Source organism: Halarchaeum acidiphilum MH1-52-1, from assembly GCF_000474235.1.
Lineage (GTDB): Archaea > Halobacteriota > Halobacteria > Halobacteriales > Halobacteriaceae > Halarchaeum > Halarchaeum acidiphilum.
The window spans coordinates 1-22,270 of record NZ_BATA01000029.1 but is presented as its reverse complement, the minus strand read 5'-3'; the positions used below and the strand labels follow the sequence as shown (position 1 = coordinate 22,270).

Below are 22,270 nucleotides of genomic sequence, written 5' to 3'. Positions count from 1 at the left end.
TTTAGGGGCGCGGCGTGAGAGGTGTCGGTATGAGCGACACAGAGCGAGTGCGCGCGCACGTCCTCGTCAGCGGACACGTACAGGGCGTCTACTACCGGGCGACGACGCGGGAGACCGCGTCGGACCACGGCGTCGACGGGTGGGTCGAGAACCTCTCCGACGGCCGCGTCGAGGCGGTCTTCGAGGGCCCGGAGGCCGCCGTCGAGTCGATGGTCGACTGGTGTCACGTCGGGAGTCGGGCCGCGGACGCGAGGACGTCGAGGTCCGCTACGAGGAGCCGCGGGGACTCGACGGGTTCGAGATCAGGCGGTAGGGTAGGTGGATCCGAGCGCGGTGGAGCCGAGCGACGCGAGACGTCGACACGACGACACGGATTGGGCTTAAGTGGATTCGGGGCGTAGGTACACGCGAGTGACAGGCGCATCCACTGCTTCCGCCGTCGTGGCGAAACGCGTCGACGACGGGGAGCCCGACACGGAGGAGATCCGCGAACTCGTCCGCGCGGCCGGCTACGAGGTCGCCGGCGAGGTCACGCAGAGTCGCACGGCCGACCCCGCCCTCCAGCTCGGCGAGGGGAAGGTCACAGAGCTCGCCGCGCTCGTCGCGGAGACGGGCGCGGAGACGGTCGTCTTCGACAACCGCCTCGGTCCCTATCAGACGTTCAACCTCGGCGATCACCTCCCGGACGGCGTCGAGGTGATGGACCGCTTCACGCTGATCTTGGAAATCTTCGGCCAGCGCGCGCAGACGCGGAAGGCCCAGCTACAGGTCGAGCTCGCGGAGCTTCGCTACGAGCTGCCGCGCGCGGAGGCGAAGACGAGTCTCGCGAAGCGCGACGAGCGCCCGGGGTTCATGGGACTCGGCGAGTACGACGAGTCGCGCGAGCAGGACATCAAAGCCCAGATCTCGCGTATCCGAGACGAACTCGAGCAGATCGAGACGACGGAGCGCCAGCGCCGCGATCGGCGTCGCGAGTCCGGCTTCGATCTCGTCGCGCTCGCGGGCTACACGAGCGCGGGGAAGTCCACGCTGATGCGCGCGCTCGCCGAAGACCTCGATCTCGACGAGAACGAGGAACTCCACCCCGACCTCGACACGACCGCGGAGTCCCGCGACGAGCTGTTCACGACGCTCGGGACGACGACGCGCCGGATGGACATCGACGAGCGCGACGTCCTCCTCACCGACACGGTCGGCTTCATCAGCGACCTCCCGCATTGGCTCGTCGAGTCGTTCAAGTCCACGCTCGACTCGGTCTATCAGGCCGACCTCGTCCTGTTGGTCGTGGACGCGAGCGAACCCGTCGAGGCGATCCGCGAGAAGCTCGCGACGTCGCACGACACGCTCTACGAGCGCAACGAGGCGCCGATCGTCACCGTGTTCAACAAGGTCGACGAGGTGTCCGAGGACGAACTCGCGAGGAAGCGCGAGGCGCTGTCCGCGCTCGCGCCGAACCCCGTCGCGGTGAGCGCCGTCGAGGAACTCGGTCTCGACGACCTGCGCGAGCGCGTCACGTACGCGCTCCCCCGCCGCGAGAAGGAGCGGCTCGTCCTCCCGATGACCGAGGAGACGATGAGCGTCGTCTCGTGGCTCCACGACAACGCCCACGTCGAGGACGTGACGTACGGCGACGACGAGGTGGTCGTCGCCTTCGAGGCCCGCCCGAAGGTCGTCGAGCAGTCCCGCGATAAGGCCAGCACTCTCGCCTCGGCGTAGGCGTCGCTCGTCGTGCTCTCTCGACGTAGCGCTCGTCGCACTCTCTCGACGTAGCGCTCGTCGCACTCCCGCGACGGGCGGTCCGGGAAGCCTACAACCCCCCGCGGTGTAGCGTCCGGTATGCGGAGTTTCATCCCGGAGCGGATCGCGTCCCCCTACCTCGACTACGAGGCGTCGCGCGTGATCCTCCTCGTCGTGAACGCGGGCGGCATCCTCATGGGACTGAACTTCTACCTCCCGCAGCTCCCGTCGAACGCCGCGTCGTTCCTCGCGGAGGCGCTCCTCATCGCGGACAGCCCGCTCTCGATGGTCTGGATGGTCGCCAGCCTCCTCACCCTCTGGGGCGTCGGCCGACGCTACTATCCTTCGTCGCCGTTCCTCGACGCGCTCACCACGGTCGCCTTCGCGTCGATGCTGAAGTACGGCGTCTGGACCGTCTTCGTCCTCAACTACTTCTTCGCGCTCTACGGCTGGCAGGAGTACGTCGGCATCCTCTTCTATCACGCCCTCATGGCCGTCGAGGCGTTCTTGCTTCCCTACTACGGTCGGACGAGCAAGGCGGCGCTCGGCCTCGTCGCCGTCTGGTTCGTCGCGAACGACGTGGCCGACTACGCCTTCGGTCTCCACCCGCACCTCCCCGACGGCGCCGCCGGTCCCGGCGCGCTCGTCTGGGTGACGCCGCTGCTCTCGCTCGTCTCGCTCGCACTCGCGTGGTACTGCCTCGACGCGGACGCGACGACCCGACGACGGTGTGAGGATCAGACGTCGATGCTCGGGATCGCGCCGCCGTCGATGCGATAGGTGGATCCCGTCACGTACGAGGCGACGTCGCTGGCGAGGAAGGCGACGACCCCCGCGACCTCCTCGGGATCGGCGAAGCGCTCGACGTCGATCATCGGTTTCTCCTCCTCGAGGAAGGCCTGCACGGCGTCGTCTTCGGTGATCCCGCGCTCCTCGGCGATATCCGCCATCATCCCCTCGACGAGCGGCGTCATCGTCGTCCCGGGCGCGACGGCGTTGACGAGCAGCCCGTCGTCCGCGTAGGCCCGCGAGAGGTTCGTCGTGAGATTCACCACGCCGGCCTTCGCGGCGCTGTACTGGGGCATCTTCGCGTGGGGCATCAGCGCCGCGTCGGAGGCGACGTTGACGATACGCCCCCAGTCGTCCGCGCGGAGGTGGGGGAGCGCCTCCTGCGTGACCGCCATCGTCGAGAAGAGCGTCGTCTCCATCACGGAACGCCACTCCTCGCGCGGGACGTCCGCGAGCGGCTCGAACGGGCCCGTGGTGCCGACGTTGTTCACGAGGACGTCGAGCGTGCCGTACTCGGCGACCGTCTCGTCGATCAGGCGCGTGACGTCGTCGTCGACCGTCACGTCCGCCCGCACGGGGAGGACGTCGCCGTCGATCGATGCCGCGGCGGCATCGAGTTCGTCCGCATCGCGCGCACAGATGGCGACCCGTGCCCCCTCCGCGGCGAGCTGTTCGGCGATCGCCTTCCCGATACCCTTGCTTCCGCCGGTGACGAGCGCGACCTTGCCGTCGATACCGAGATCCATATGCGCCCGGTGAGTCGGCAGACCGGTAGGCGTACCGCGCCCGCGACGCTCGCCGCCTCCGCCCGTCAGTCGAGCTCGCGCTTCTCCTTCGCGACGACCTCGACGCCCTTGATGGCGGTGTCCGGGTACTGGCTCGCCGCCACGGCGTCGTCGTTCCGGCCCGTGGCGCCCGGTGCCTCGCGCTTCTCCGCGGCCTTCACCATGTCCCAGACGACGTTCAGCCCGGTCGTCACGCCCTGCAAGGCCTCCATCTCGCACCCCGTCTTGCCGGTCGTCTCGACGGCGACCTCCAGCACGACGCGTCCCGCGGATCGGTCCTCCCCGCTCGCGCGCGAGCCCTCGCCGCGCTCGGTTCCGCCCTCGACGTCGAACGTCGTCTCGACGTTCGTGATCGGGATCTGGTGACACATCGGGATCGTCTCCCACGTGTGTTTGACGGCCTGCACCGCGCCGACGCGCGCCGTCGCGAGCACGTCCCCCTTGCCGATCTCGTCGTCGCGGATCGCCGCGATCGTCGAATCCTGCACCCTGATCTCGCCGCGCGCGACCGCCCGGCGCGCCGTGTCCGGCTTCGCGCCGACGTCAACCATCTGGACGTCGCCCGACTCGGTGGTGTGCGTGAGGTCGGCGTCGTCGCCCTCGGCGTCCTCACGCATCCCGATCCCCCCAGAGCGCCGTCGGGATCTCGCCCAGAAGATCGGACGCGAGCAGGCCATACCCCTGTTCGTCGACGACGACGTCGCCCGCGGTCCCGTTCGCGTACGCCGCGATCGCCGCGGCCTGCCCGGGCGCCTGCGTGGACGCCATCGCGCCCGTGATGCCGGCGAGGACGTCGCCCGTCCCGCCGACCGTCATCCCGGGATTCCCGGTCCGGTTCGCGCGCGTCGTCTCGCCGTCCGAGATCACGTCGTACGCGCCCTTCACGAGGAGCGTGACGTCGAGTTCGGCGGCGAACTCGCGGACGCGCGCGGCGCGCACCTCCCAGTCGTCCTCGCGTGGCCCGCCCATCTTCGCCAGTTCGCCCTGATGCGGCGTGCACACGAGGTCGGCGTCGGTGTCGACCTCCGGGACGACCTGCAGCGCGTCGGCGTCCACGACCGCCGTCCCGTCGTAGCCCGCGAGGAAGTCCCGCACGGCGTCGAGCGTCTCGTCCGCCCCGCCGAGTCCGGGACCGATGACGACGACGTCGCGCCCCTCGGCGGCCGCGAGGAGGTCGTCCACGTGGGCGGGGCGGAGGCGCTCGCCGTCGAACGACTCGACGATGAGGTCCTCGGCGTACCCCTGCACTTCGCCCGCGATCGCGTCCGGGCAGGCGACGTACGCGAGGTCCGCGCCCGCCCGCAGCGCCGCCTGCGCGCAGAGCGCCGGTGCGCCCGTGTACGGCCCGCCGCCGATCACCATCACGCGCCCGAAATCCCCCTTGTGCGCCCGCGGATCGCGCGAGAGAGAGCGCAGGTCGCCCGGGCCGACGAACGTCTCCGCGGCCTCGGGGATGCCGATGTCCGCCACCGTCACGTCCGCCCTGCCTTCGAGACCGGGCTTCAGGTCGTGGAACGTGACGATCCGATCGGCGTCGACGGCGACGTCCGCGACGGCGCCCGTGTCGGCGTCCGTCCCGGAGGGAACGTCCACGGAGACGACGGTGGCGTCCACCTCGTTCATCGCGACGATCGCCGAGCGCTCGGGTTCGCGCGGCGCGCCCGTCACGCCCGTCCCGAGCACGCCGTCGAGGACGACGTCCGGATCGCCGAGATCCAGCGCCGTCGAGTCGAGGACGCGCTCCGCGTCGATCTCCGCCGACCGGAGGGCGTCCCAGTTCTCCCGCGCGATATCGGTCGTGATCGTCTCCGGGCGTCCGAGGAGACGCACCGAAGCGTCGAACTCGTCGGCGAGGAAGCGCGCGGCGACGAACGCGTCGCCGCCGTTGTTCCCGCGGCCCGCGACGACGGCCACGGTCTCGTCCGGGTCGGCGACGTCGCGCACCCCGCGCGCGAGGGCGTTCCCGCTCGACTCCATCAACTGCTTCGTCGAGACGCCGAGCGCGGCCGCGTTCCGATCGACCGCCGCCATCCGTGCTGCGCTGATGGTCACGACACCGAGTTCGCGCGAAACGACCCTAAAGGCTCCGTCGGCGCGAGACGGCGCCCCGGTCCCCGCTCGCCTCTCCGTCGGGCTTCGCTCTCGCTCAGTTCGACGCTACTGTACGGACGACTCCGAGTCGCCCGTACGGTCAGTGGGACGCCTTGCGTCCCACGCTACTCGCGTGTCGCTCGCATGCTCCCTCCCGCTCGTCTTTCCGTCGGGCTTCGCTCTCGCTCAGTTCGACGCTACTGTACGGACGACTCCGAGTCGCCCGTACGGTCAGTGGGACGCCTTGCGTCCCACGCTACTCGTGCGCAGCATCCCACTCGTCCGGCTTCCGGAGGTTCCCACAGACGTTGCACACGATGCGGCCCATCGCGTCCATCGCGTTGTCGAGCGTCTCGCAGTTCGTGCAGTACCACCCGTATCGCGACTCCCGATCCGGCGTCCGATAGACGACCATGAACGGGCCTTCGTCGCCGCGCTCGCCCTCGTCCTCGGCGACGTACACCGTTTCGCCGTCGTCCGTCTCGATCTCGATCACGTCCGGTCGTCGGCACGTCGCCACCTTAACTCTCCCCGTCGCAGTGGGGAACGCTTAGGCCGCGGGCACGACAACCACGATCGATGACAACTGTCGTCGTGCCGGTCCGCTACCCGCTCACCGAACACTCGCGCGCGACGCTTCAGGCCGCCATCGACCTCGCCGCGGAACGCGACGCCACTCTCACCGTCCTCCACGTCGACCTCTATCAGGACGATCGACGCGTCACGTGGAGCGACCTCAAGCGCACCGTCGAACGGGCGTTCGGTACCGTCGAGCGCACGCGCTACGTCGTCCGGCGATCCTTCATGGTCGAGGAGACGATCCTCGACGAGGTCGCGGCGGAGGACGCGGACGTCGTCGTGATCGGGAGCGCGCAGATCTCGCGCTGGCGGAAGGCCCTCCGCTCGCTCCTCGGCGAACCCGACGTCGAGGCCTACCTCCGCGACCAACTCGACTGCGAGCTCGTCACGGTTCCCGTCTGAGCGACACCTGCGCCTCGCCGCTCCCCTCGTCGAAGACGTGCTGGACGTGCGGGTAGGCGAACGCCACCTCCTCGCGGGCTTGCAGTTCGTCCCAGATCCGCGTCTGCACCGCGGAGCGGACGGCCGCGAGCCGATACGGATGTTTCGCCCAATAGCGCAGGGTGAGATTCACCCCGCTGTCCGCGTACTCGTCGATGTAACACCGCGGCTTCGCGGGGTAGCGCGCGCTCCCGATGCGGATGTCCGGGCCGCCCTCGATGACCTCGTCACAGGTCGCGGCGGCGCGCTCGATGGCCGACCGCGCCGTTGCGAGGTCGCTCTCGTAGGTCACCTGCACGGTCAGCGAGAGGCGCGTGCGCTCGTCCTCCGCGGAGTAGTTCACGACGTTCGCCTCGCGCATCTCGCCGTTCGGCATCACGAGGAAGGTGTTGTCGAGCGTGAACACCTTCGTGTAGCGCAGCGTGATGTCCTCGACGAACCCCCGCTGGCCGGTCTCGGTGAACTCGATCAGGTCACCGATCTCGTAGGGCTGGTCGGCGAGGACGAAGACGCCGTTGACGACGCTCCCGACGATGGGCGCGAGCACGAGACCGAGCACCGCGGAGAAGACCGTGACGGAGACGACGAGGTTCCCGAGACCGAGTCCGAGCGCCCACGCGGCGACGAGAATCCCGATCCCGAGCGCGCCCGTGCGGATGAGCCGGAGGACCGTGCGCGTCACCGACGGCCGCATGAAGTGTCGCGCGACGCGGCGGCCGAGAACGCCCGTGAGGAGCCGGCCGACGTACCAGCCGGTGACGACGGCGAGCACCGCGAAGACGAGCCCGAAGTCGTGGACGACGGTCCCGGCGCGTGCGAGGAACTCTCGGACGGCGGTCGGCCACGGCATACCGACGCAATCGGCGCCGCCGTCGAAAAGGGTTGTCCTCCGGGTGCCCGACGGAAGTGGATGGTTTTTAGCCCGATGGACGCTCACGTTCGACCATGAGCGAGTCCGACCTCCGAACCGTCCTCGAGCACGTCGGGGAGGGCTTCGACCTCGGCGAGTACGAGATCGCGGCCTACCTCGCCGTCCTCGAACACGGCGAGCTGACGGCGAGCGGGATCGCGGACCGGACGGACGTCCCGCAGCCCCGCGTCTACGATACCGTGCGCAGCCTCGGGGAGCGCGGGCTCGTCGAGATCCGCGAGTCGCGACCGATGACGGTCGTCGCCGTCGATCCCGAGGAGGCGTTCGCCGGGCTACGGTCCTCGCTCGTCGATCTCGTCGACGACCTCGAAACCCTCTACACCACCCCGGAGCGCGAGACAGAAGCCGTCTCGCTCGTCAAGAGCCGGACGACGATCCTCCGATACTTCGAGGAAGTGATCGGGCGCGCGGAGTACGAGCTCACGCTCTCGCTGACCCCGACGCTCGTCGCGCGCTTCGAGGAGGAACTCGCGGCCGCGCGCGAGCGCGGCGTCGACACCGAACTCGTCGTCACGCCCGCGGCGGACGCGCCCGAGAGCCGGACGTACGACTACGACCGCATCGCCAGCGCGGCGCGCGCCCGCCGCGGCGTCACCTCGCCGCTCCTCGCGGTCGCCGACGGCGACTACTCGATCTACGCGACGCAGGGCGCCGTCGGATCGAACCCGGATCAGTACGCCGTGATCTTCAATCGCTCCGCGCTCGGCTTTCTGGTGCTCGGATTCTTCGGCACCGTCCTCTGGACGACCGCCGAGACCGAACTGCTCTCGCACGACGGGGCGCCGTCCCTGCCGCGGCGCTACGCCTCCATCCGGCGCTGCGTGAAGGACCTCCGATCGCTCGACGGCGACCTCTACGCGACCGTCGAGGGGCGAGGCGTCGAGAGCGGCGACGAGCGGACCGTCCGCGGACGCGTCGCGCAGGCGGAACTCGAAGAGACGGAAGAAGTGGCGACCGTCCACCTTGAGACCGACGACGGCGAGACGGTGACCGTCGGCGGTCGCGTCGCCGCTACGAGGACATCGAGGCCTACGAGATCACGGTCGCGCGCGGCGAGGCCCCCTGAGCGGAGCGCCGCGTCACTCCACCTCCAGCGTCGCGCGCCGTCGCGCCAACTGACGGCGGAAACCACAGCACAGCCGCTCCCTCCCCGAGCGAGGTCCCAAGACCCAGCGAAGTCGGGTCGGGTCGGTTACTCCTCCGCGTCGATGTTCGACTCCGTAGACGCGGGATCGTCCGGCGTCGCGACCTCGGATTCGTCGGCGTTCGCGGCGCGATCGACGCGCTCTGCGGGAACGCCGACCATCGTCGCGCCCGACTCGACGTCCGACGTGACGACGGCGCCGGCGCCGACCTTCGCGTCGTCGCCGACTTCGATGTCGCCGAGGAGTGTCGCGTCGGCACCGATGGTGACGCGGTCGCCGACGGTCGGGTGTCGCTTCACCGGCCGCTGGTCCGCGCCGCCGAGCGTCACGCCGTGGTACATGTGGACGTCGTCGCCGACGACGGCGGTCTCGCCGATGACGACGCCCATCCCGTGGTCGATGACGACGCGCTCGCCGATCTCCGCGCCGGGGTGGATCTCGACGCCGGTGAGTCCGCGGACGACCTGCGAGATGACGCGAGCGAGTAGGCGCTCGCCGTCCTCCCAGAGTGCGTGCGTGAGGAGGTAGGCCCAGACGGCGTGGAGTCCGGGATAGCACAGCAGCACTTCGAGGCGGCTCTTCGCGGCCGGATCCGCCTCGTAGACGGCTTCGATGTCCGCGCGGAGCCGGGCGAGGCTACCCACGGACGTCACCGTCGCGTCGGCCGCGACCGGACGCGGGACGTCCCCGCCGCCTGCGTGTCTCGTCATGCCACTCTGTGCGCTCGCGCGCGGCAAAAGGCCAGCGCTTCCGGTCCCACGCGCCGAAGGCGCTATAGTCGATCAAACGCAAGAGCGGGGCGTGAGCGACGTGACCGGTGACGGTGACTACGACGGTGTCGTCTACGACCTCGACGGGACGCTCGTCCGCCTCGCGGTCGACTGGGGGGCCGTCGAGCGCGACCTCACTGACCTCTTGACGACGGCCGGCGTCGACGCGACGGGGTTCGACGCGTGGGAGTTCCTCGATGCCGCCGAGGGCGCCGGTATCCGCGCGGAAGCCGACGCGCTCATCCGAGACTACGAGCGAGACGGGGCCGAACGCGCCGAGCGATTGCCCCACGCCGACGAACTCCGCGACGGCGCGCTCCCGGCCGCGGTCTGCTCGCTCAACTGCGAGCGCGCCTGCCGCATCGCGCTGGAGAAGGAGGGGCTGACCGAGCGCGTGCGGGCCGTCGTCGGCCGCGACACGGTCTCCGGACGGAAGCCCGATCCGGAACCGCTCCTGCGTGCGGTCGAGTCGCTCGGTCTCGACCCGGCGGGCGTCGTCTTCGTCGGCGACTCCGAGCGAGATGCCGAGACGGCGCGGCGCGCGGGTACCGGGTTTCGGTACGCCTAACTCGACCGTTTCGCGATTCGGGTCGGCTCCACCGACCACTCATCGCCAAAAGCTCGGCCAGAAACGCCGGTCGCCTTTGGCGGCCGGTGAATCGCACCCGCGGTCGCTCGCGCGAGCGTTCCATCACTCCTCGTCAGCGCTTACTTCGCCGGGTTCGACGGTCGTCCGCCGGGCGTAGAGGTAGACGCAGACCGCGGTGAGGAACCAGACGACGGCGCCGACGCGGACGGCGAAGGCGGCCTGCGCGGTCCACGTGGGGATGGACGCGTCGCTGACGACGGCGGCGAGCGCCACGACGGGCGCGCCGACGACGATGGTGAGGACGAACGTGGTCTGCATCACCCACCCGTAGTCGACGCCCTCCGGGTCCGTCTCCTCGACGACGTCGGGCACGCGCCTATCTCCGGCGTCGCTTAGCATAAAAGCCGCGTGTTTAACGGACTGCCGGCAGTACGCGTCCCCATGACGACCGTGCAGGACATCCGGGAGCGAACCGGTGACGACCCGATCACGATGCTGACCGCCTACGACGCGCCGACCGCGCGCATCGTTGACGAGGCGGGTGTCGATGCGATCCTCGTCGGTGACAGTATGGGGAACGCGGTGATGGGGTACGACTCGACGCTCCCCGTGACGATGGACGACGTCGCGTCGCGGACGGGCGCCGTCGCGCGCGGCGTCGAGGACGCCCTCGTCGTCGCGGACATGCCCTTCCTCAGCTACGGCGCCGACGAGGCGGACGCCGTGGAGAACGCCGGCCGCCTCGTGCGCGACGCGGGCGCGAGCGCCGTGAAACTGGAGTGCGGCCCGCACACCGTCGATCTCACCGAGCGCCTCGTGAACCTCGGGATTCCCGTGATGGCGCACCTCGGGCTCACGCCGCAGCGCGTCAATCAGCTCGGCGGCTACCGGCGGCAGGCGACGACGCGGGAGGCCGCCGCTGATCTGCGCGATCTCGCCGAAGCCCATCAGGACGCGGGCGCGTTCGCGCTCGTGCTCGAACACGTCCCCGCGAACGTCGCCGAGCGAGTCACGGACGCGCTCTCGATCCCGACGATCGGTATCGGGGCCGGCGGTGGGACCGACGGTCAGGTGCTCGTCATCACGGACGTCCTCGGGCTCTCGGAGCGCGCGCCGCCGTTCGCCGAGACCTTCGGCGACGTCGCGAGCGAGATGGAGCGCGCCGTCGCGGGATATCGCGACGCCGTCGAATCCGGCGGCTTCCCGGCCGACGAGCACGAGCACGTCGCGGACGACCTCGATGAATTCTGAACCGCCCCGCCGGCCGACTCCTCCGGGTTCCGGAACGCGACCGACGGTCTGAACCGCAATTCCACCGGTCAGTCTCCCATTTATTACAAACGGCCGAGATTGGAGTTAGATTTATATGTCTACAAGCCTAACCAGAGGTTAGCAACAATGCGTCCCAAGAACACGCTGACTGATCAGCGCGGACTCGTCGAGCGCTACGACTACGAGGACGAGGCCGTCGTCGTGGCGGACACGTCCTTCGCCGACGAGCGCGTGAGCGTCGACGTCGTCGACGGCACCGCCATGGTCGTGGTCGAGGGCGACGACGAGGACGCGCAGTACGAGATCGACCTCCCCGAGGGGGAGGTCGCCCGCGCGTTTATCAAGAACGGGGTCGTCACCGTCGAGGTGAAGCGATGAAACTGACGGTCAAACCCCTCAAGCAGGATCAGGCGGGTCGCGGCCTCGCCGCCGTCGACCGACGGGCGATGGAGGAACTCGACCTCGACAACGGCGATTACATCGTCATCGAGGGCAGCGGTGAGGGCCGCGCCATCGCGCGCGTCTGGCCCGGCTACCCCGAGGATCAGGGCGAGGGCGTCGTCCGCATCGACGGCGACATCCGCCAAGAGGCCGACGTCGGGATCGACGACAGCGTCACCGTCGAGAAGGCGGACGTCAAGCCCGCGAAGTCGATCAGCGTCGCGCTCCCGCAGAACCTCCGTATCCGCGGGGATATCTCGCCCTACATCCACGACCGGCTCTCCGGGAAGGCCGTCACGACCGGCCAGACGATCCGCGTCCCCTTCGGATTCGGCGGGTTCGGCCAGATGAGCGGCCAGCGCATCCCCGTCCGTATCGCCGGCAGCGACCCCGAGGGGACCGTCGTCGTCACCGACTCCACGGAGATTCAGGTGAGCGAGATCCCCGCCGAGGAGATCTCCGAGGGGCAGGCCGGGAGCGGCGGCGAGAACGCGCCGAACGTCTCCTACGAGGACATCGGCGGTCTCGACGACGAGCTCGAACAGGTGCGCGAGATGATCGAGCTGCCGATGCGCCACCCCGAGCTCTTCCAGCAGCTCGGTATCGAGCCGCCGAAGGGCGTCATGCTCCACGGCCCGCCCGGAACGGGGAAGACGCTCATCGCGAAGGCCGTCGCGAACGAAATCGACGCGCACTTCCAGACGATCTCGGGTCCCGAGATCATGAGCAAGTACTACGGGGAGTCCGAGGAGCAACTCCGCGAGGTGTTCGACGAGGCCGAGGAGAACGCCCCCGCCATCGTCTTCATCGACGAACTCGACTCCATCGCGCCCAAGCGCGAGGAGGCCGGCGGTGACGTCGAGCGCCGCGTCGTCGCCCAGTTGCTCTCGCTGATGGACGGCTTAGAGGAGCGCGGCGACGTCATCGTCATCGCGGCGACCAACCGCGTGGACGCCGTCGATCCCGCGCTCCGCCGTGGTGGGCGCTTCGACCGCGAGATCGAGGTCGGCGTCCCCGACCAAGAGGGCCGGCGCGAGATCCTGCACGTCCACACGCGCGGGATGCCGCTCGCCGAGGGCGTCGAGGTCGACGAGCTCGCCGAGAACACGCACGGCTTCGTCGGCGCGGACATCGAGAGCCTCAGCAAGGAGGCCGCGATGAACGCCCTGCGGCGCATCCGTCCCGACCTCGATCTCGAATCCGAGGAGATCGACGCCGGGATCCTCGAGTCCATCCGCGTCACCGAGGACGACTTCAAGGAGGCGCTGAAGGGCATCGAGCCGTCCGCGATGCGCGAGATATTCGTCGAGGTACCCGACGTCACGTGGGAGCACGTCGGCGGTCTCGAGGACACGAAGGAGCGCCTGCGCGAGACGATCCAGTGGCCCCTCGACTACCCCGATGTGTTCGAGTCCATGGACCTCGACTCCGCGAAGGGCGTCCTCCTCTACGGCCCGCCGGGGACGGGGAAGACCCTGCTCGCGAAGGCCGTCGCGAACGAGGCGAACTCGAACTTCATCTCGGTGAAGGGTCCCGAACTCCTCAACAAGTACGTCGGGGAGTCCGAGAAGGGCGTTCGCGAGGTCTTCGAGAAGGCCCGATCGAACGCGCCGACGGTGGTGTTCTTCGACGAGATCGACTCCATCGCGGGCCAGCGCGGCCAGAACCAGAGCGACTCCGGCGTCGGTGAGCGCGTCGTCAGCCAGCTCCTCACGGAACTCGACGGCATCGAGGACTTGGAGGACGTCGTCGTCGTCGCGACGACGAACCGGCCGGATCTCATCGACTCCGCGCTCCTCCGCCCGGGTCGACTCGACCGGCACGTCCACGTGCCCGTCCCGAACGAGGAGGCCCGTCGCGCGATCCTCGACGTCCACACCGAGCGCAAGCCGCTCGCCGACGACGTGGATCTCGACCGGATCGCCCGCCGCACCGAGGGCTTCGTCGGCGCCGACATCGAGGCGCTCGTTCGCGAGGCGACGATGGCCGCGACCCGCGAGTTCGTGAACACCGTCTCCCCCGAGGACGCCGCCGACTCCGTGGAGAACGTCCGCGTGACGATGGCGCACTTCGAGCAGGCGCTCGACGAGGTCGGTCCCAGCGTCACCGAGGACGTCCGCGAGCAGTACGACGAGATCGAACAGCGCTTCGAGACGGCCGACACGCCCGACCGCGAGCGCGACACCGGCCGGGCGTTCCAGTAGGGTTTCCGTCGCGGGCCGGTGCGCCGGTCCGCGCACACGGGCGGCCCGTTCGGTTTCTGCTGACTTCTGACGCCGCGACGCGACATGCGGCGTCGCACTCCTTCGTCTCGACATGCGGCGTCGCACTCCTTCGTCTCGGCGGGTGCGTCTCCGTTCTCTCGTGTCGGCTCCGCTTCTTCCGCAAGCCGTTTCCCCGCGCGTCGCCGACCGCGTGAGCATGGAGATCGCGCGGTTACGCGAGGGCGACCTCGACGCGTTCGTCGAGGAGCTGTGGCTCCCCGCGAAGCGGGAGATGGCGTCGATGACGGTCTACGAGCTCGACGGCGACGCCCGCCGAGCCGGTCGCTCGCACTACCGCTCGCGATTGGCCGACGACGAGACCGTGACGTACGTCGGGCGCGAGGACGGCGCCCTCGTCGGCTACGTGAGCGCGGAGATCCGCGCCCCGGCGCCCATCTTCGAATCCGTGCGCGAGTGTCACGTCAGCGACGTCTACGTCGCGCCCGAGATCAGACGGCGCGGCGCCGGCCGCGCGCTGCTCGACGCCGCGGAAGAGTGGGGTCGCGTGCGAGACTGCGCGCACCTCGATCTGAACGTCGACGCGGACAACGAGGCCGCCCGCTCGCTCTACGAGGACGCGGGGCTGCGCGCCGAACGCTACAACATGAAGAAGCCGCTCGACTAGTCCAGTTCCTCGGCGGCGTCGCGCGCGAGCAACGGTTCGGCGTTCTCCCTCGGGAGCGTGACGACGTCGTCCGATTCGAGCGTGTACGCGCGCTCGTCGACGCCGAGCACCTCGCCGACGTCCTGCGTGATGCGGACGGTCGCGCGCTCGATTTCGCGTCCACCCGTGTCGCTCGCGTCGCCTCGCTCCGCCGAGGTCGCTCTGTCGTCCGCCGCGCTTTCTCCGTCGTCCGTCTCGCCATCGGTATCGCCGTCGCCGCGCTCCGCCCCTCTCGCGTCGCTCGCTCCATCACCGCCGAGCGCCGCCGCGTCGTCGCCGCCCATCGCCGCGGCGGCCGTCGACGCCTCGCGCCCGCGTCGCTCGCGTCGCCGGGTTCGTCGGGCATCGGCTCGTCCGGCGGCGGCGTCGGCATGTCCGTCCCCGACTCGCGATCGTTCACGACGGCGGCCGGTTCCGGGGACTCGTCGCCCTCGGGCGGGGCGTGCGCGTCCGGACCGGCGGCGGTCGCGGCGTCCGGCTCGCCCGCGAGGACGTCGAGCACGCGCGATTTGTTCGACTCGATGCGCGAGACGAGGTCGGTGTAGAGTTCGCGCTCCTCCGCGGTCAGCCCCTCCGCGTTCGAACCCATGCCGGCGGCCGCGAGGCTGGCCTGCTTGACGATCTTGCCGACGCGACGCTCGTAGATGGCTTCCGCGACCTGCTCTGCGGTCTCGATCTCGTCGGTGAGCGATTGGACCTCGTCGTCGCCGAAGGGATCGGCGGCCTCGTCTGCGGCCCGCTCGCGGCGCTCGCGGAGGTCCTCGATGTACTCCGCGGCCTCCCGGTAGAACGAGTCCCGCAGGTCCTGAAGGCCGTCCGTCGTCCGTTCGCGCGTCTGTGCCGCGCGGAGATCGTCTATGTTCATCTCATTCGGTCGCTTTCTCCGCCCACCCGCGAGCCATCAGGAAGACGCCCGCGTACTCCGGTAGTGTCTGCTCGCCCGGCGTCACCGTAATCGTTTCGCCGCACATCCCGAGTTCGTACTCGCGCTCGACGTCCACTCGGATCTCGTGGCCCACGAACGTCTCGGGGACGGCGTCCGTGAGGGGATCGAAGTCGGCGAGGGCGTCGCGATCGATCGACGTCACCGCGAGACCGCTCCCGCCGTGCAGCGATCCCGGAAGGCGAATGAGTCGGTGCGTGTCGGTCGTCACCGGCTCGTCGATCGGCGCCTCCTCCTCGTCGACGGTCTCCGTGAGGAGTTGGCGCGCGACGTTCAGGAACGCCGGGTGGACGTCGACGTTGCCCGCGCGCACCGCCTCGGTGTTGTTCTGGACGACGTTCAGGACGGCTTCCGCGTTCTTCTCGCCGACGCCGTCGAACGTCTGGAGGTGGAGGAGCGCGTCGCGCTCGTCCATGCCGAGGAGTTCGTCGACGAAGGCGTCGATGTGATCGACGGCGCGACGCCCCCACCCCCCGTCGGCGGGGAGCGTCCGGCGCGTCGTCGGGTTCTTCACGCCGAGACCGCTCACGGTCTCCTCGCGGACGAGCGACTCGAAGGCGACGCCGTTGCCGCGGACGTAGTCCACGATCTCGCGGCGCTCGTCGCGTTCGAGCGGGAACACGGTCTCGTCGCGCACATGGACGTGGTAGCCCCGTCCGCCCGAGAAGACGACGCTGAGGTCGTCGAAGCCGAAGTCGCGTTCGAGGAAGTCGAGGAGCCGCACGAGGGCGTCCTTGCTCTTCGCGAGCATCTCCGCGTAGGTGTCCTCGCCGAGCGTCACGGTGGGCAGGTGGTCGGCGTCGATGTCGAAGACGAGGTCGGCGCCGGTCCAGTCCTTCTCGGCCATCGTCGAGGCGCCCGGCGTCTCGTAGCGGCCGGCGGAGAAGTAGACGTGACGCGGGCGCTTGCGCCGGAGGAAGGCGTCGACGTCGCCGATGTCGAGGAGGTCGCGGTGGCGGACCATCGTCTCGTCGGGTCCCTCCGTCCACGGGATGAACCCCCACTCGCGCTCGTCGGCGCTCGGCGGGAGCGGGACGTCCACGCGTCGGTAGTAGTCGCTGAATCGCCCCCGCAGATACGCGCGCGTCCGATCCTCCATCCCTCGGTGATAGGCGTCGGCGTCGAAAAAGGCGTGTCGGTCTCCGGGCCGCGGGCGCTACCGGCGGAGGTAGTCCGAGAGCCGATCGCGCAGGCCCTCGACCTCGCCGAGCCGGAGGTAGTAGGCGCCCTCGCCGTCCTCGTAGTAGTTGTCGATCTCGCGGACGATCTCGAAACCGAGATGCCGATAGAAGCCGAGGGCGCGCTCGTTCGTCACGCGCGCGTGACAGGAGACCGTCTTCGCGTTCTCGGCGACGGCGGCGATGAGGCGCTCGCCGAACCCCTCGCCGCGGTAGTCGGGGTCGACGGCGAGAAAGAGGACGTAGCCGTCGTGACGCGCGGCCGCGAAGCCGACGAGGTCGTCGTCGGGCGTGACGTAGGCGTGGACGATCGCGCGCCGATAGGCGTCGGCGAAGAACCCGCGACGCTGTCGGAGGAGGCCTTCGCGTTCACGGATCCGTTCCTTGAGTTCCCACGCGTCGTCGAGTAGCTCGTCGCTACCGCGCGGGACGACCCGTTGCTCGACCGTGACGCTCACTGTCCGCCTCTAGCCGACCGGAGGATATAGTTCCACCGTCCCCCCGCGCGGATGCCGCAACCCTTTCGGTGGCCCCCGACGGAGGTGCACGCGATGCCCTCGGACGGTCCCCGAACGCGGCGACGGATGCAGGCCGCCAGTCAGTCGGCCGCCGCCCGCGTCAGGGAGACGTTCCTCACTGGGATCGCGGTGATGGTCCCGATCCTCATCACCCTCTACGTTCTCCACGCCGCGCTCGGGCTTTTCGCGAGCATCCTCGATCCCCTCGCGTACGGACTCCAGCGCCTCAACGTCGCCCCCCAGCGCCGCTTCGTCATCGTCGAGTTGACCGCGGCGATCCTGCTCGTCGCCATGACCTTCGTGCTCGGTTTCTTCGTGTCCTTCCGGTCGGGCGAGCGGGCCCTCGAATACTTCGACCTCCTCATGGAGCGCATCCCCGGGATCGGCTCCGTCTACGCGAGCTTCCGGCAGATGAGCGACGTGATGCTCGAATCGGACGCGGAGAACTTCCGGAAGGTCGTCCTCGTCGAGTACCCCCACGACGGCGCGTACACGATCGGCTTCGAGACGGTCAAGACGCCCGAACCCATCCGGGACGCCGCCGGCGACGAGAGCCTGCGCACGCTCTTCCTCCCGCTCGCGCCGAACCCCGTGATGGGCGGCTTCCTCGCGCACATCCCCGAGAGCCGGATCATGGACGTCGACATGACCGTCGAGGAGGGGATGCGCACCGTCGTCACGACGGGCGTCGCCGTCGCCGACACCGAGCACGCGGAGGGACTCACGCGCGAGGAACTCGAAGAACTCGGCGGTGCCGAGGTCGGCGAGCACTTCGAGACCGACGACTCGGAGGCGGATGAGCGGTGACCCGCGAGCGCGCGTTCGCCCTCCGCGAGCACACCGCGGACGTCGCCGTCGAGGCCCACGGCGACACGCTCGGCGACTGCTTCGCCGCGGTCGCGAACGGGATGGCCGCGGCGATGTGCGACGAGATCCCCGACGCGGGCGGCGAGCGCTTCGGGATCGACGTCCGGGCCACGACGAGGAAGCGCCTCCTCTACGACTACCTCGACGATCTCATCTACGAGCGCGACGTCCGCGGCGTCCTCCCGGTCGACAACGAGGCGACGGTCGAGCGCGACGGCGAGGACTGGACGCTCACCGCCTCGGCCCGCGGCGTCCCGCTCGCCGACGTCGCCGCCCGCGATCTGAAGGCCGTGACGTTCTCCGAGATGCGGATCGACGAGGACGAGGGAGCGTGGGCGGCGTACGTCGTCTTCGACGTCTGCTCGCGGGCGGGGGATGTCACTCGACCACATCTTACATCCGATCGCGCGCGAACGTCGACGCGGAACGATGAGTGTCATCGTCGAGTTCGACGTCGACGCCGAGTCCTTCGAGCTCGGCCGCGCGCTCGCGGTGCCCGGGCGCTCGGATATCGAACTGGAGGACGTAGTCCCCCTCGGTGACGACGTCGTCCCGCTCTTCTGGCTCTACGAGACGGGCGCATCCGAGTTCGTCGAGACGGTCGAGTCCAACGCCGCGGTGGAGAACGTGATCGCCCTCGATGAGACGACGAACCGAACCCTCTACGCGCTCCAGTGGGACGCGACTCGCGATACGTTCCTCGGGTCGGTCACCGAGTTCGGCGGGTTCCTGCTGAGCGCGACCGGCTCCGGCCAGACGTGGATGCTCCGGTTCCGATTCCCCGATCACGACGCGCTCTCCGCGTTCAGCGATCGGTGTAGCGAGATGGGCGTCGATCTCGACGTGACCGCCCTCTACAATCGGACGCGCCCGAGCGCCGGTCGGTGGTACGGGCTGACGGAGACGCAGTACGAGACGCTCCTCCTCGCGCGCGAACGGGGGTATTACGACATTCCGCGGCGGGTGTCGACGCAGGCGCTCGCCGACGAACTCGGCGTCTCCGATCAGGCCGTGACCGAGCGCCTCCGTCGGGCGATCCGGACGCTCACGGACAACGCGCTCCGGCCGGACACTGCCGGCGACGGGTCGGCGGAGTGAGCGGGAAAAACGGGCTGGTGCGCCAAGTCGAACCCCTATCGGCGTCCCGGAGTTATACCCTCCCGGGTCGGATCGAGCGGCCGCCACGCGGGGGAGGGGTTCTCGCTACCCGCGCGATCCGACCTCCATCGGAACCACCGGCGTCGTCGCGCGTCTCGCCGCGGCGGCGCGGAACGGTTCTTTTAGGATTCCCGCACCGAACTAACGGGTATGACCACGTTCGACGCGGGCGACGTCACCCTCGACGAGGTCGAGGAGTACGTCTGGGAGATCGCCCGAGAGGACGGGATGAACACGCCGGCGCGCGTCCTCGCGAGCGAGACCCTCCTAGAGGAGATCGCGGACGACGACACGCTCCGGCAGATCCGGAACGTCACCCACCTCCCGGGCGTCGTCGAGCACGCCCTCTGCATGCCCGACGGACATCAGGGGTACGGCTTCCCCGTCGGCGGCGTCGCCGCCATCGACGCCGAAGACGGCTGCATCAGTCCCGGCGGAGTCGGCTTCGACATCAACTGCCTCTCCGGGAACGCCGACGTCCTCTTGGAGTTCGGCCGCCGTCGCCGCATCCGCTCGTTCAGCAGCGCGGTCGAGTCCGAGCGCGCGCTCGTCCAGACCGACGCGGACGAGACGCCGTCCGACGTGCGCCTGTTCACGGAGACGTCGAATCGATCCGTCCACGAGGTCACGGCGGACACGGGAGACACGATCGAAGCGACCGCCGACCATCCGTTCCTCACGCCGGACGGGATGGTCGAACTCGGCGACCTCTCCCCCGGTGACGAGGTCTTTCAGCGGCAGTTCGAGGGACTTCCGGACGAGGAGCCGCCGGAGTTCGTCGTGCTCGACGAGCGCGACTTCGCCGACGAAGACCCGCAGCTCGTTCGCGCCCTGACGGAGCGCGACCTGCTCCCGCTGCTCTCGACCGACGATGCGTTCGCGCGTCTGCTGAAACTCGTCGGCTTCCACACGGGCGACGGCTCGTTCGACAGCGGGTCGCAGACGTGGTTCCACGCCGATCCCGAGGATTGCGAGGCGATCCGCGACGATATCGCGGCGCTGGGGTTCACGCCGTCGCGCGTGTACGAGCGCGAGCGCCAGCACGACGTCGGTGGGAACGCGGTCGAAGCGACCGAGTACAGCGTCCGTTCGACGTCGAACGCGTTCAAGCAACTGCTCCTCCGTCTCGGTGCGCCCGAGGGCAAAAAGACGCGTTCGGACGTCACGACGCCGGGCTACCTCGATCGGCTGGCCGACTGGCAGGTCGCCCTGTACCTCTCGGCGTTCTTCGGTGCGGAGATGGATGCACCCGCGGCGCTCTCGGCGACGAACTTCTTCGCGCCGTCGGTGTCACACAACCGGAACGTCGAGACGGCCGAGGCGGGCGAGACGTTCCTTCGCGAAGTGATGGGATACCTCAACGAGATGGGGATCAGGACGAACGCGCTGGAGACGGTCGAGCGCGGCGAAAACGCGGCCGGCGAGACGATCCGGTATCGGTTCGGCGTGTCGAGCGAGGCGTCGAACCTCGTACGGTTCTTCTCGACGGTCGGCTACCGATACGACCGCGCGAAACGCCGCGAAGCCGCGCTGGCGAGCGCGTACCTGAAGAAGAAGGAGCGACACCTCGACGAGCGGGCGCGCGTCGCCCGCGAAGCGAAGGCGATGGCCGACGGCGGTGCGTCCATCTCGGAGGTGACGGCGGCGTTCGACGTCAACGATCGATTCGTCGAGCGGAGCGTCTACGGGGGACGCGATGGACGGCCGCGCCCGGCGGCGGACTTCCCGGACTACGAGGCGTTCGTCGACGACGTCGAGACGCGCGGTCTCGCCGTCGCCACGCCCGTCGAGTCGATCACGGAACTCGGCGAGAAGTCCGTCTACGACATCGGCGTGACGCACGACGAACACAACTTCGTCGCGGACGGCTTCGTCGTCTCCAACTGCGGCGTCAGGATGGTGAAGACGAACCTCACCTACGACGACGTCGCGGGCCGCGAGGAGGAACTCGTCGAGGCGCTCTTCGACGCCGTGCCGACCGGTCTCGGCGGTGGCGGCGTCGTGACGGGCGACGCGGAGACGATGACGGGCGCGCTCGAACGCGGGATGGACTGGGCCTACGAGGCGGGGTACGCGACGCGCGACGACCTGAAACACTGCGAGGACGGGGGGTATCGCCCGGACGCGGACGTCTCGAAGGTCTCACAGAAGGCGACGGACCGGGGGCGAAACCAACTCGGGAGTCTCGGTTCGGGCAACCACTTCCTCGAAGTCCAGCGCGTTACCGATACCTACCGCGACGACGTCGCCGAGGCGTACGGTCTGGAGGCGGACCAGCTCGTCGTCCTCATCCACTGTGGCTCGCGGGGGTTGGGCCATCAGGTCTGCTCCGACTATCTCCGTCGGATCGAGGAGGAGTACGACGAGTTTCTCGCTGATCTGCCGGACGACAACCTCGCGGCCGCGCCCGCCGGCAGCGACCTCGCCGAGGACTACTACGGCGCGATGTGCGCGGCGATCAACTTCGCGTGGGTGAACCGCCAGCTCATCACCCACCAAGTGCGCGAGACGTTCGCGGACGTCTTCGAGACGCCGTGGGAGGAACTCGGGATGGAACTCCTCTACGACGTCGCGCACAACATCGCGAAGCGGGAGACGCACGAAATCGAGGGCGAGGAGCGCGAGCTGTTCGTCCACCGCAAGGGCGCGACGCGGGCGTTCCCCGCGGGCCATCCCGAGGTTCCGGAGACGTATCGCGACGTCGGCCAGCCCGTGATCATTCCCGGGAGCATGGGCGCGGGGAGCTACGTGCTCCGGGGTGGTGACGAGTCGATGGAGCGGACCTTCGGATCGACCGCGCACGGCGCCGGCCGGCTGATGAGCCGCACGCAGGCGAAGCGCGAATACAGAGGCGAGGACGTGCGCTCCGACCTCCGCGACCACGAGCACGTCTACGTGAAGGCCGAGTCGGGCGCGACCATCGCGGAGGAGGCGCCGGGCGTCTACAAGGACGTCGACGAAGTCGTCCGCGTCAGCGACGAACTCGACATCGGCGACAAGGTGGCGCGCACCTTCCCCGTGCTGAACATCAAAGGCTGAGGATCAGGTGTCGGTGGCCGCATCGCCGTCACCGATTTGTCGACCCGCTCGGCCCGTTCGACCCACCCG

General features: G+C 69.4%; 19 protein-coding genes and 5 pseudogenes. 14 read left to right on the top strand and 10 right to left on the bottom strand.

Features of this window, described 5'->3' with window-relative positions; all coding sequences use genetic code 11:
* The first annotated feature begins 29 nt into the window (after positions 1-29).
* The 3 genes and pseudogenes from AOZ13_RS06900 (at position 30) to AOZ13_RS06890 (ending at position 2,517) form a co-directional block, all read left to right on the top strand.
* Positions 30-313: pseudogene (locus AOZ13_RS06900) on the top strand (acylphosphatase).
* 98 nt (positions 314-411) lie between these two features.
* Positions 412-1,716: a GTPase HflX gene (gene hflX, locus AOZ13_RS06895; protein WP_021780170.1), complete on the top strand. Its 1,305-nt coding sequence runs from the start codon at positions 412-414 to the stop codon at positions 1,714-1,716.
* A 120-nt stretch (positions 1,717-1,836) separates the two neighbouring features.
* Entirely contained in the window at positions 1,837-2,517 is a 681-nt protein-coding gene (locus AOZ13_RS06890; protein WP_021780169.1) for a DUF1405 domain-containing protein, read from the top strand.
* On the opposite strand, the gene AOZ13_RS06885 is transcribed toward AOZ13_RS06890, so the two are convergent.
* The 4 genes from AOZ13_RS06885 to AOZ13_RS06870 form a co-directional block, all read right to left on the bottom strand.
* Positions 2,475-3,272 (bottom strand): SDR family NAD(P)-dependent oxidoreductase, encoded by a 798-nt coding sequence (locus AOZ13_RS06885; RefSeq protein ID WP_020221343.1) that lies wholly within the window; start codon positions 3,270-3,272, stop codon positions 2,475-2,477. The genes AOZ13_RS06890 and AOZ13_RS06885 overlap by 43 nt on opposite strands.
* Positions 3,273-3,337: 65 nt before the next feature.
* Positions 3,338-3,928 carry a cyclic pyranopterin monophosphate synthase MoaC gene (locus AOZ13_RS06880; RefSeq protein WP_020221344.1) on the bottom strand — a complete coding sequence of 197 codons (591 nt, stop codon included), beginning with the start codon at positions 3,926-3,928 and terminating at the stop codon, positions 3,338-3,340.
* Entirely contained in the window at positions 3,921-5,363 is a 1,443-nt protein-coding gene (locus tag AOZ13_RS06875) for an NAD(P)H-hydrate dehydratase (RefSeq protein ID WP_267879319.1), read from the bottom strand. The genes AOZ13_RS06880 and AOZ13_RS06875 overlap by 8 nt, the downstream gene beginning before the upstream one ends.
* Before the next feature lie 295 nt (positions 5,364-5,658).
* Complete coding sequence (locus tag AOZ13_RS06870) at positions 5,659-5,898, bottom strand: DUF5816 domain-containing protein (protein ID WP_044958414.1); 240 nt, start codon at positions 5,896-5,898, stop codon at positions 5,659-5,661.
* 83 nt (positions 5,899-5,981) lie between these two features.
* On the opposite strand from AOZ13_RS06870, the gene AOZ13_RS06865 reads away from it, so the two are divergent.
* Positions 5,982-6,383, top strand: coding sequence for a universal stress protein (locus tag AOZ13_RS06865; RefSeq protein WP_020222716.1), 402 nt, complete (start codon positions 5,982-5,984; stop codon positions 6,381-6,383).
* Here AOZ13_RS06865 and AOZ13_RS06860 read toward each other — a convergent pair.
* Positions 6,367-7,272, bottom strand: coding sequence for a mechanosensitive ion channel family protein (locus AOZ13_RS06860; RefSeq protein ID WP_020222717.1), 906 nt, complete (start codon positions 7,270-7,272; stop codon positions 6,367-6,369). The genes AOZ13_RS06865 and AOZ13_RS06860 overlap by 17 nt on opposite strands.
* Before the next feature lie 95 nt (positions 7,273-7,367).
* Between AOZ13_RS06860 and trmB the strand changes: the two are divergent.
* A pseudogene (trmB, locus tag AOZ13_RS06855) lies at positions 7,368-8,419 on the top strand (HTH-type sugar sensing transcriptional regulator TrmB).
* Positions 8,420-8,629: 210 nt separating this feature from the next.
* On the opposite strand, the pseudogene cysE reads toward trmB, so the two are convergent.
* Positions 8,630-9,208, bottom strand: a pseudogene (cysE, locus tag AOZ13_RS06850) (serine O-acetyltransferase); the annotation flags it as partial.
* Between the two features lie 91 nt (positions 9,209-9,299).
* Between cysE and AOZ13_RS06845 the strand changes: the two are divergent.
* A complete protein-coding gene (locus tag AOZ13_RS06845) occupies positions 9,300-9,836 on the top strand; it encodes an HAD family hydrolase (protein WP_020221900.1) in 537 nt (178 codons plus the stop codon).
* Positions 9,837-9,959: 123 nt separating this feature from the next.
* Here the strand turns inward: AOZ13_RS06845 and AOZ13_RS06840 are convergent, their stop codons facing one another.
* Entirely contained in the window at positions 9,960-10,229 is a 270-nt protein-coding gene (locus tag AOZ13_RS06840; RefSeq protein ID WP_020221901.1) for a DUF5822 domain-containing protein, read from the bottom strand.
* Between the two features lie 69 nt (positions 10,230-10,298).
* Between AOZ13_RS06840 and panB the strand changes: the two genes are divergently transcribed.
* The 4 genes from panB (at position 10,299) to AOZ13_RS06820 (ending at position 14,459) form a co-directional block, all read left to right on the top strand.
* Positions 10,299-11,108 (top strand): 3-methyl-2-oxobutanoate hydroxymethyltransferase, encoded by an 810-nt coding sequence (gene panB, locus AOZ13_RS06835; protein ID WP_020221902.1) that lies wholly within the window; start codon positions 10,299-10,301, stop codon positions 11,106-11,108.
* Positions 11,109-11,255: 147 nt separating this feature from the next.
* Positions 11,256-11,507 carry a DUF7127 family protein gene (locus AOZ13_RS06830; protein ID WP_020221903.1) on the top strand — a complete coding sequence of 84 codons (252 nt, stop codon included), beginning with the start codon at positions 11,256-11,258 and terminating at the stop codon, positions 11,505-11,507.
* On the top strand, positions 11,504-13,774 hold the full coding sequence (locus AOZ13_RS06825) for a CDC48 family AAA ATPase (protein WP_020221904.1): 2,271 nt from the start codon (positions 11,504-11,506) through the stop codon (positions 13,772-13,774). The genes AOZ13_RS06830 and AOZ13_RS06825 overlap by 4 nt, the downstream gene beginning before the upstream one ends.
* A gap of 217 nt (positions 13,775-13,991) precedes the next feature.
* Positions 13,992-14,459, top strand: a complete 468-nt coding sequence (locus tag AOZ13_RS06820) for a GNAT family N-acetyltransferase (RefSeq protein WP_021780164.1) — start codon at positions 13,992-13,994, stop codon at positions 14,457-14,459.
* On the opposite strand, the pseudogene AOZ13_RS15690 reads toward AOZ13_RS06820, so the two are convergent.
* From AOZ13_RS15690 to AOZ13_RS06805, 3 genes and pseudogenes are all read right to left on the bottom strand, one after another.
* Positions 14,456-15,363: pseudogene (locus tag AOZ13_RS15690) on the bottom strand (DNA replication complex subunit Gins51). The gene AOZ13_RS06820 and the pseudogene AOZ13_RS15690 sit on opposite strands and share 4 nt — an antisense overlap.
* A gap of 1 nt (position 15,364) precedes the next feature.
* Positions 15,365-16,540: a DNA primase small subunit PriS gene (gene priS, locus AOZ13_RS06810; protein WP_020222433.1), complete on the bottom strand. Its 1,176-nt coding sequence runs from the start codon at positions 16,538-16,540 to the stop codon at positions 15,365-15,367.
* Positions 16,541-16,597: 57 nt separating this feature from the next.
* Positions 16,598-17,077: a GNAT family N-acetyltransferase gene (locus tag AOZ13_RS06805; RefSeq protein ID WP_020222432.1), complete on the bottom strand. Its 480-nt coding sequence runs from the start codon at positions 17,075-17,077 to the stop codon at positions 16,598-16,600.
* A 93-nt stretch (positions 17,078-17,170) separates the two neighbouring features.
* Between AOZ13_RS06805 and AOZ13_RS06800 the strand changes: the two genes are divergently transcribed.
* The 4 genes and pseudogenes from AOZ13_RS06800 (at position 17,171) to AOZ13_RS06785 (ending at position 22,201) form a co-directional block, all read left to right on the top strand.
* Positions 17,171-17,944, top strand: a complete 774-nt coding sequence (locus AOZ13_RS06800) for a DUF502 domain-containing protein (protein WP_049933937.1) — start codon at positions 17,171-17,173, stop codon at positions 17,942-17,944.
* A pseudogene (locus AOZ13_RS06795) lies at positions 17,941-18,363 on the top strand (archease); the annotation flags it as partial. The gene AOZ13_RS06800 and the pseudogene AOZ13_RS06795, both read left to right, overlap by 4 nt.
* A 70-nt stretch (positions 18,364-18,433) precedes the next feature.
* Positions 18,434-19,102, top strand: a complete 669-nt coding sequence (locus AOZ13_RS06790; RefSeq protein WP_020220557.1) for a helix-turn-helix domain-containing protein — start codon at positions 18,434-18,436, stop codon at positions 19,100-19,102.
* A 210-nt stretch (positions 19,103-19,312) separates the two neighbouring features.
* The gene (locus tag AOZ13_RS06785; protein ID WP_020220558.1) at positions 19,313-22,201 is read left to right on the top strand and encodes an RtcB family protein; all 2,889 of its coding nucleotides are present in this window, start codon (positions 19,313-19,315) and stop codon (positions 22,199-22,201) included.
* The last annotated feature ends 69 nt before the right edge of the window (positions 22,202-22,270 follow it).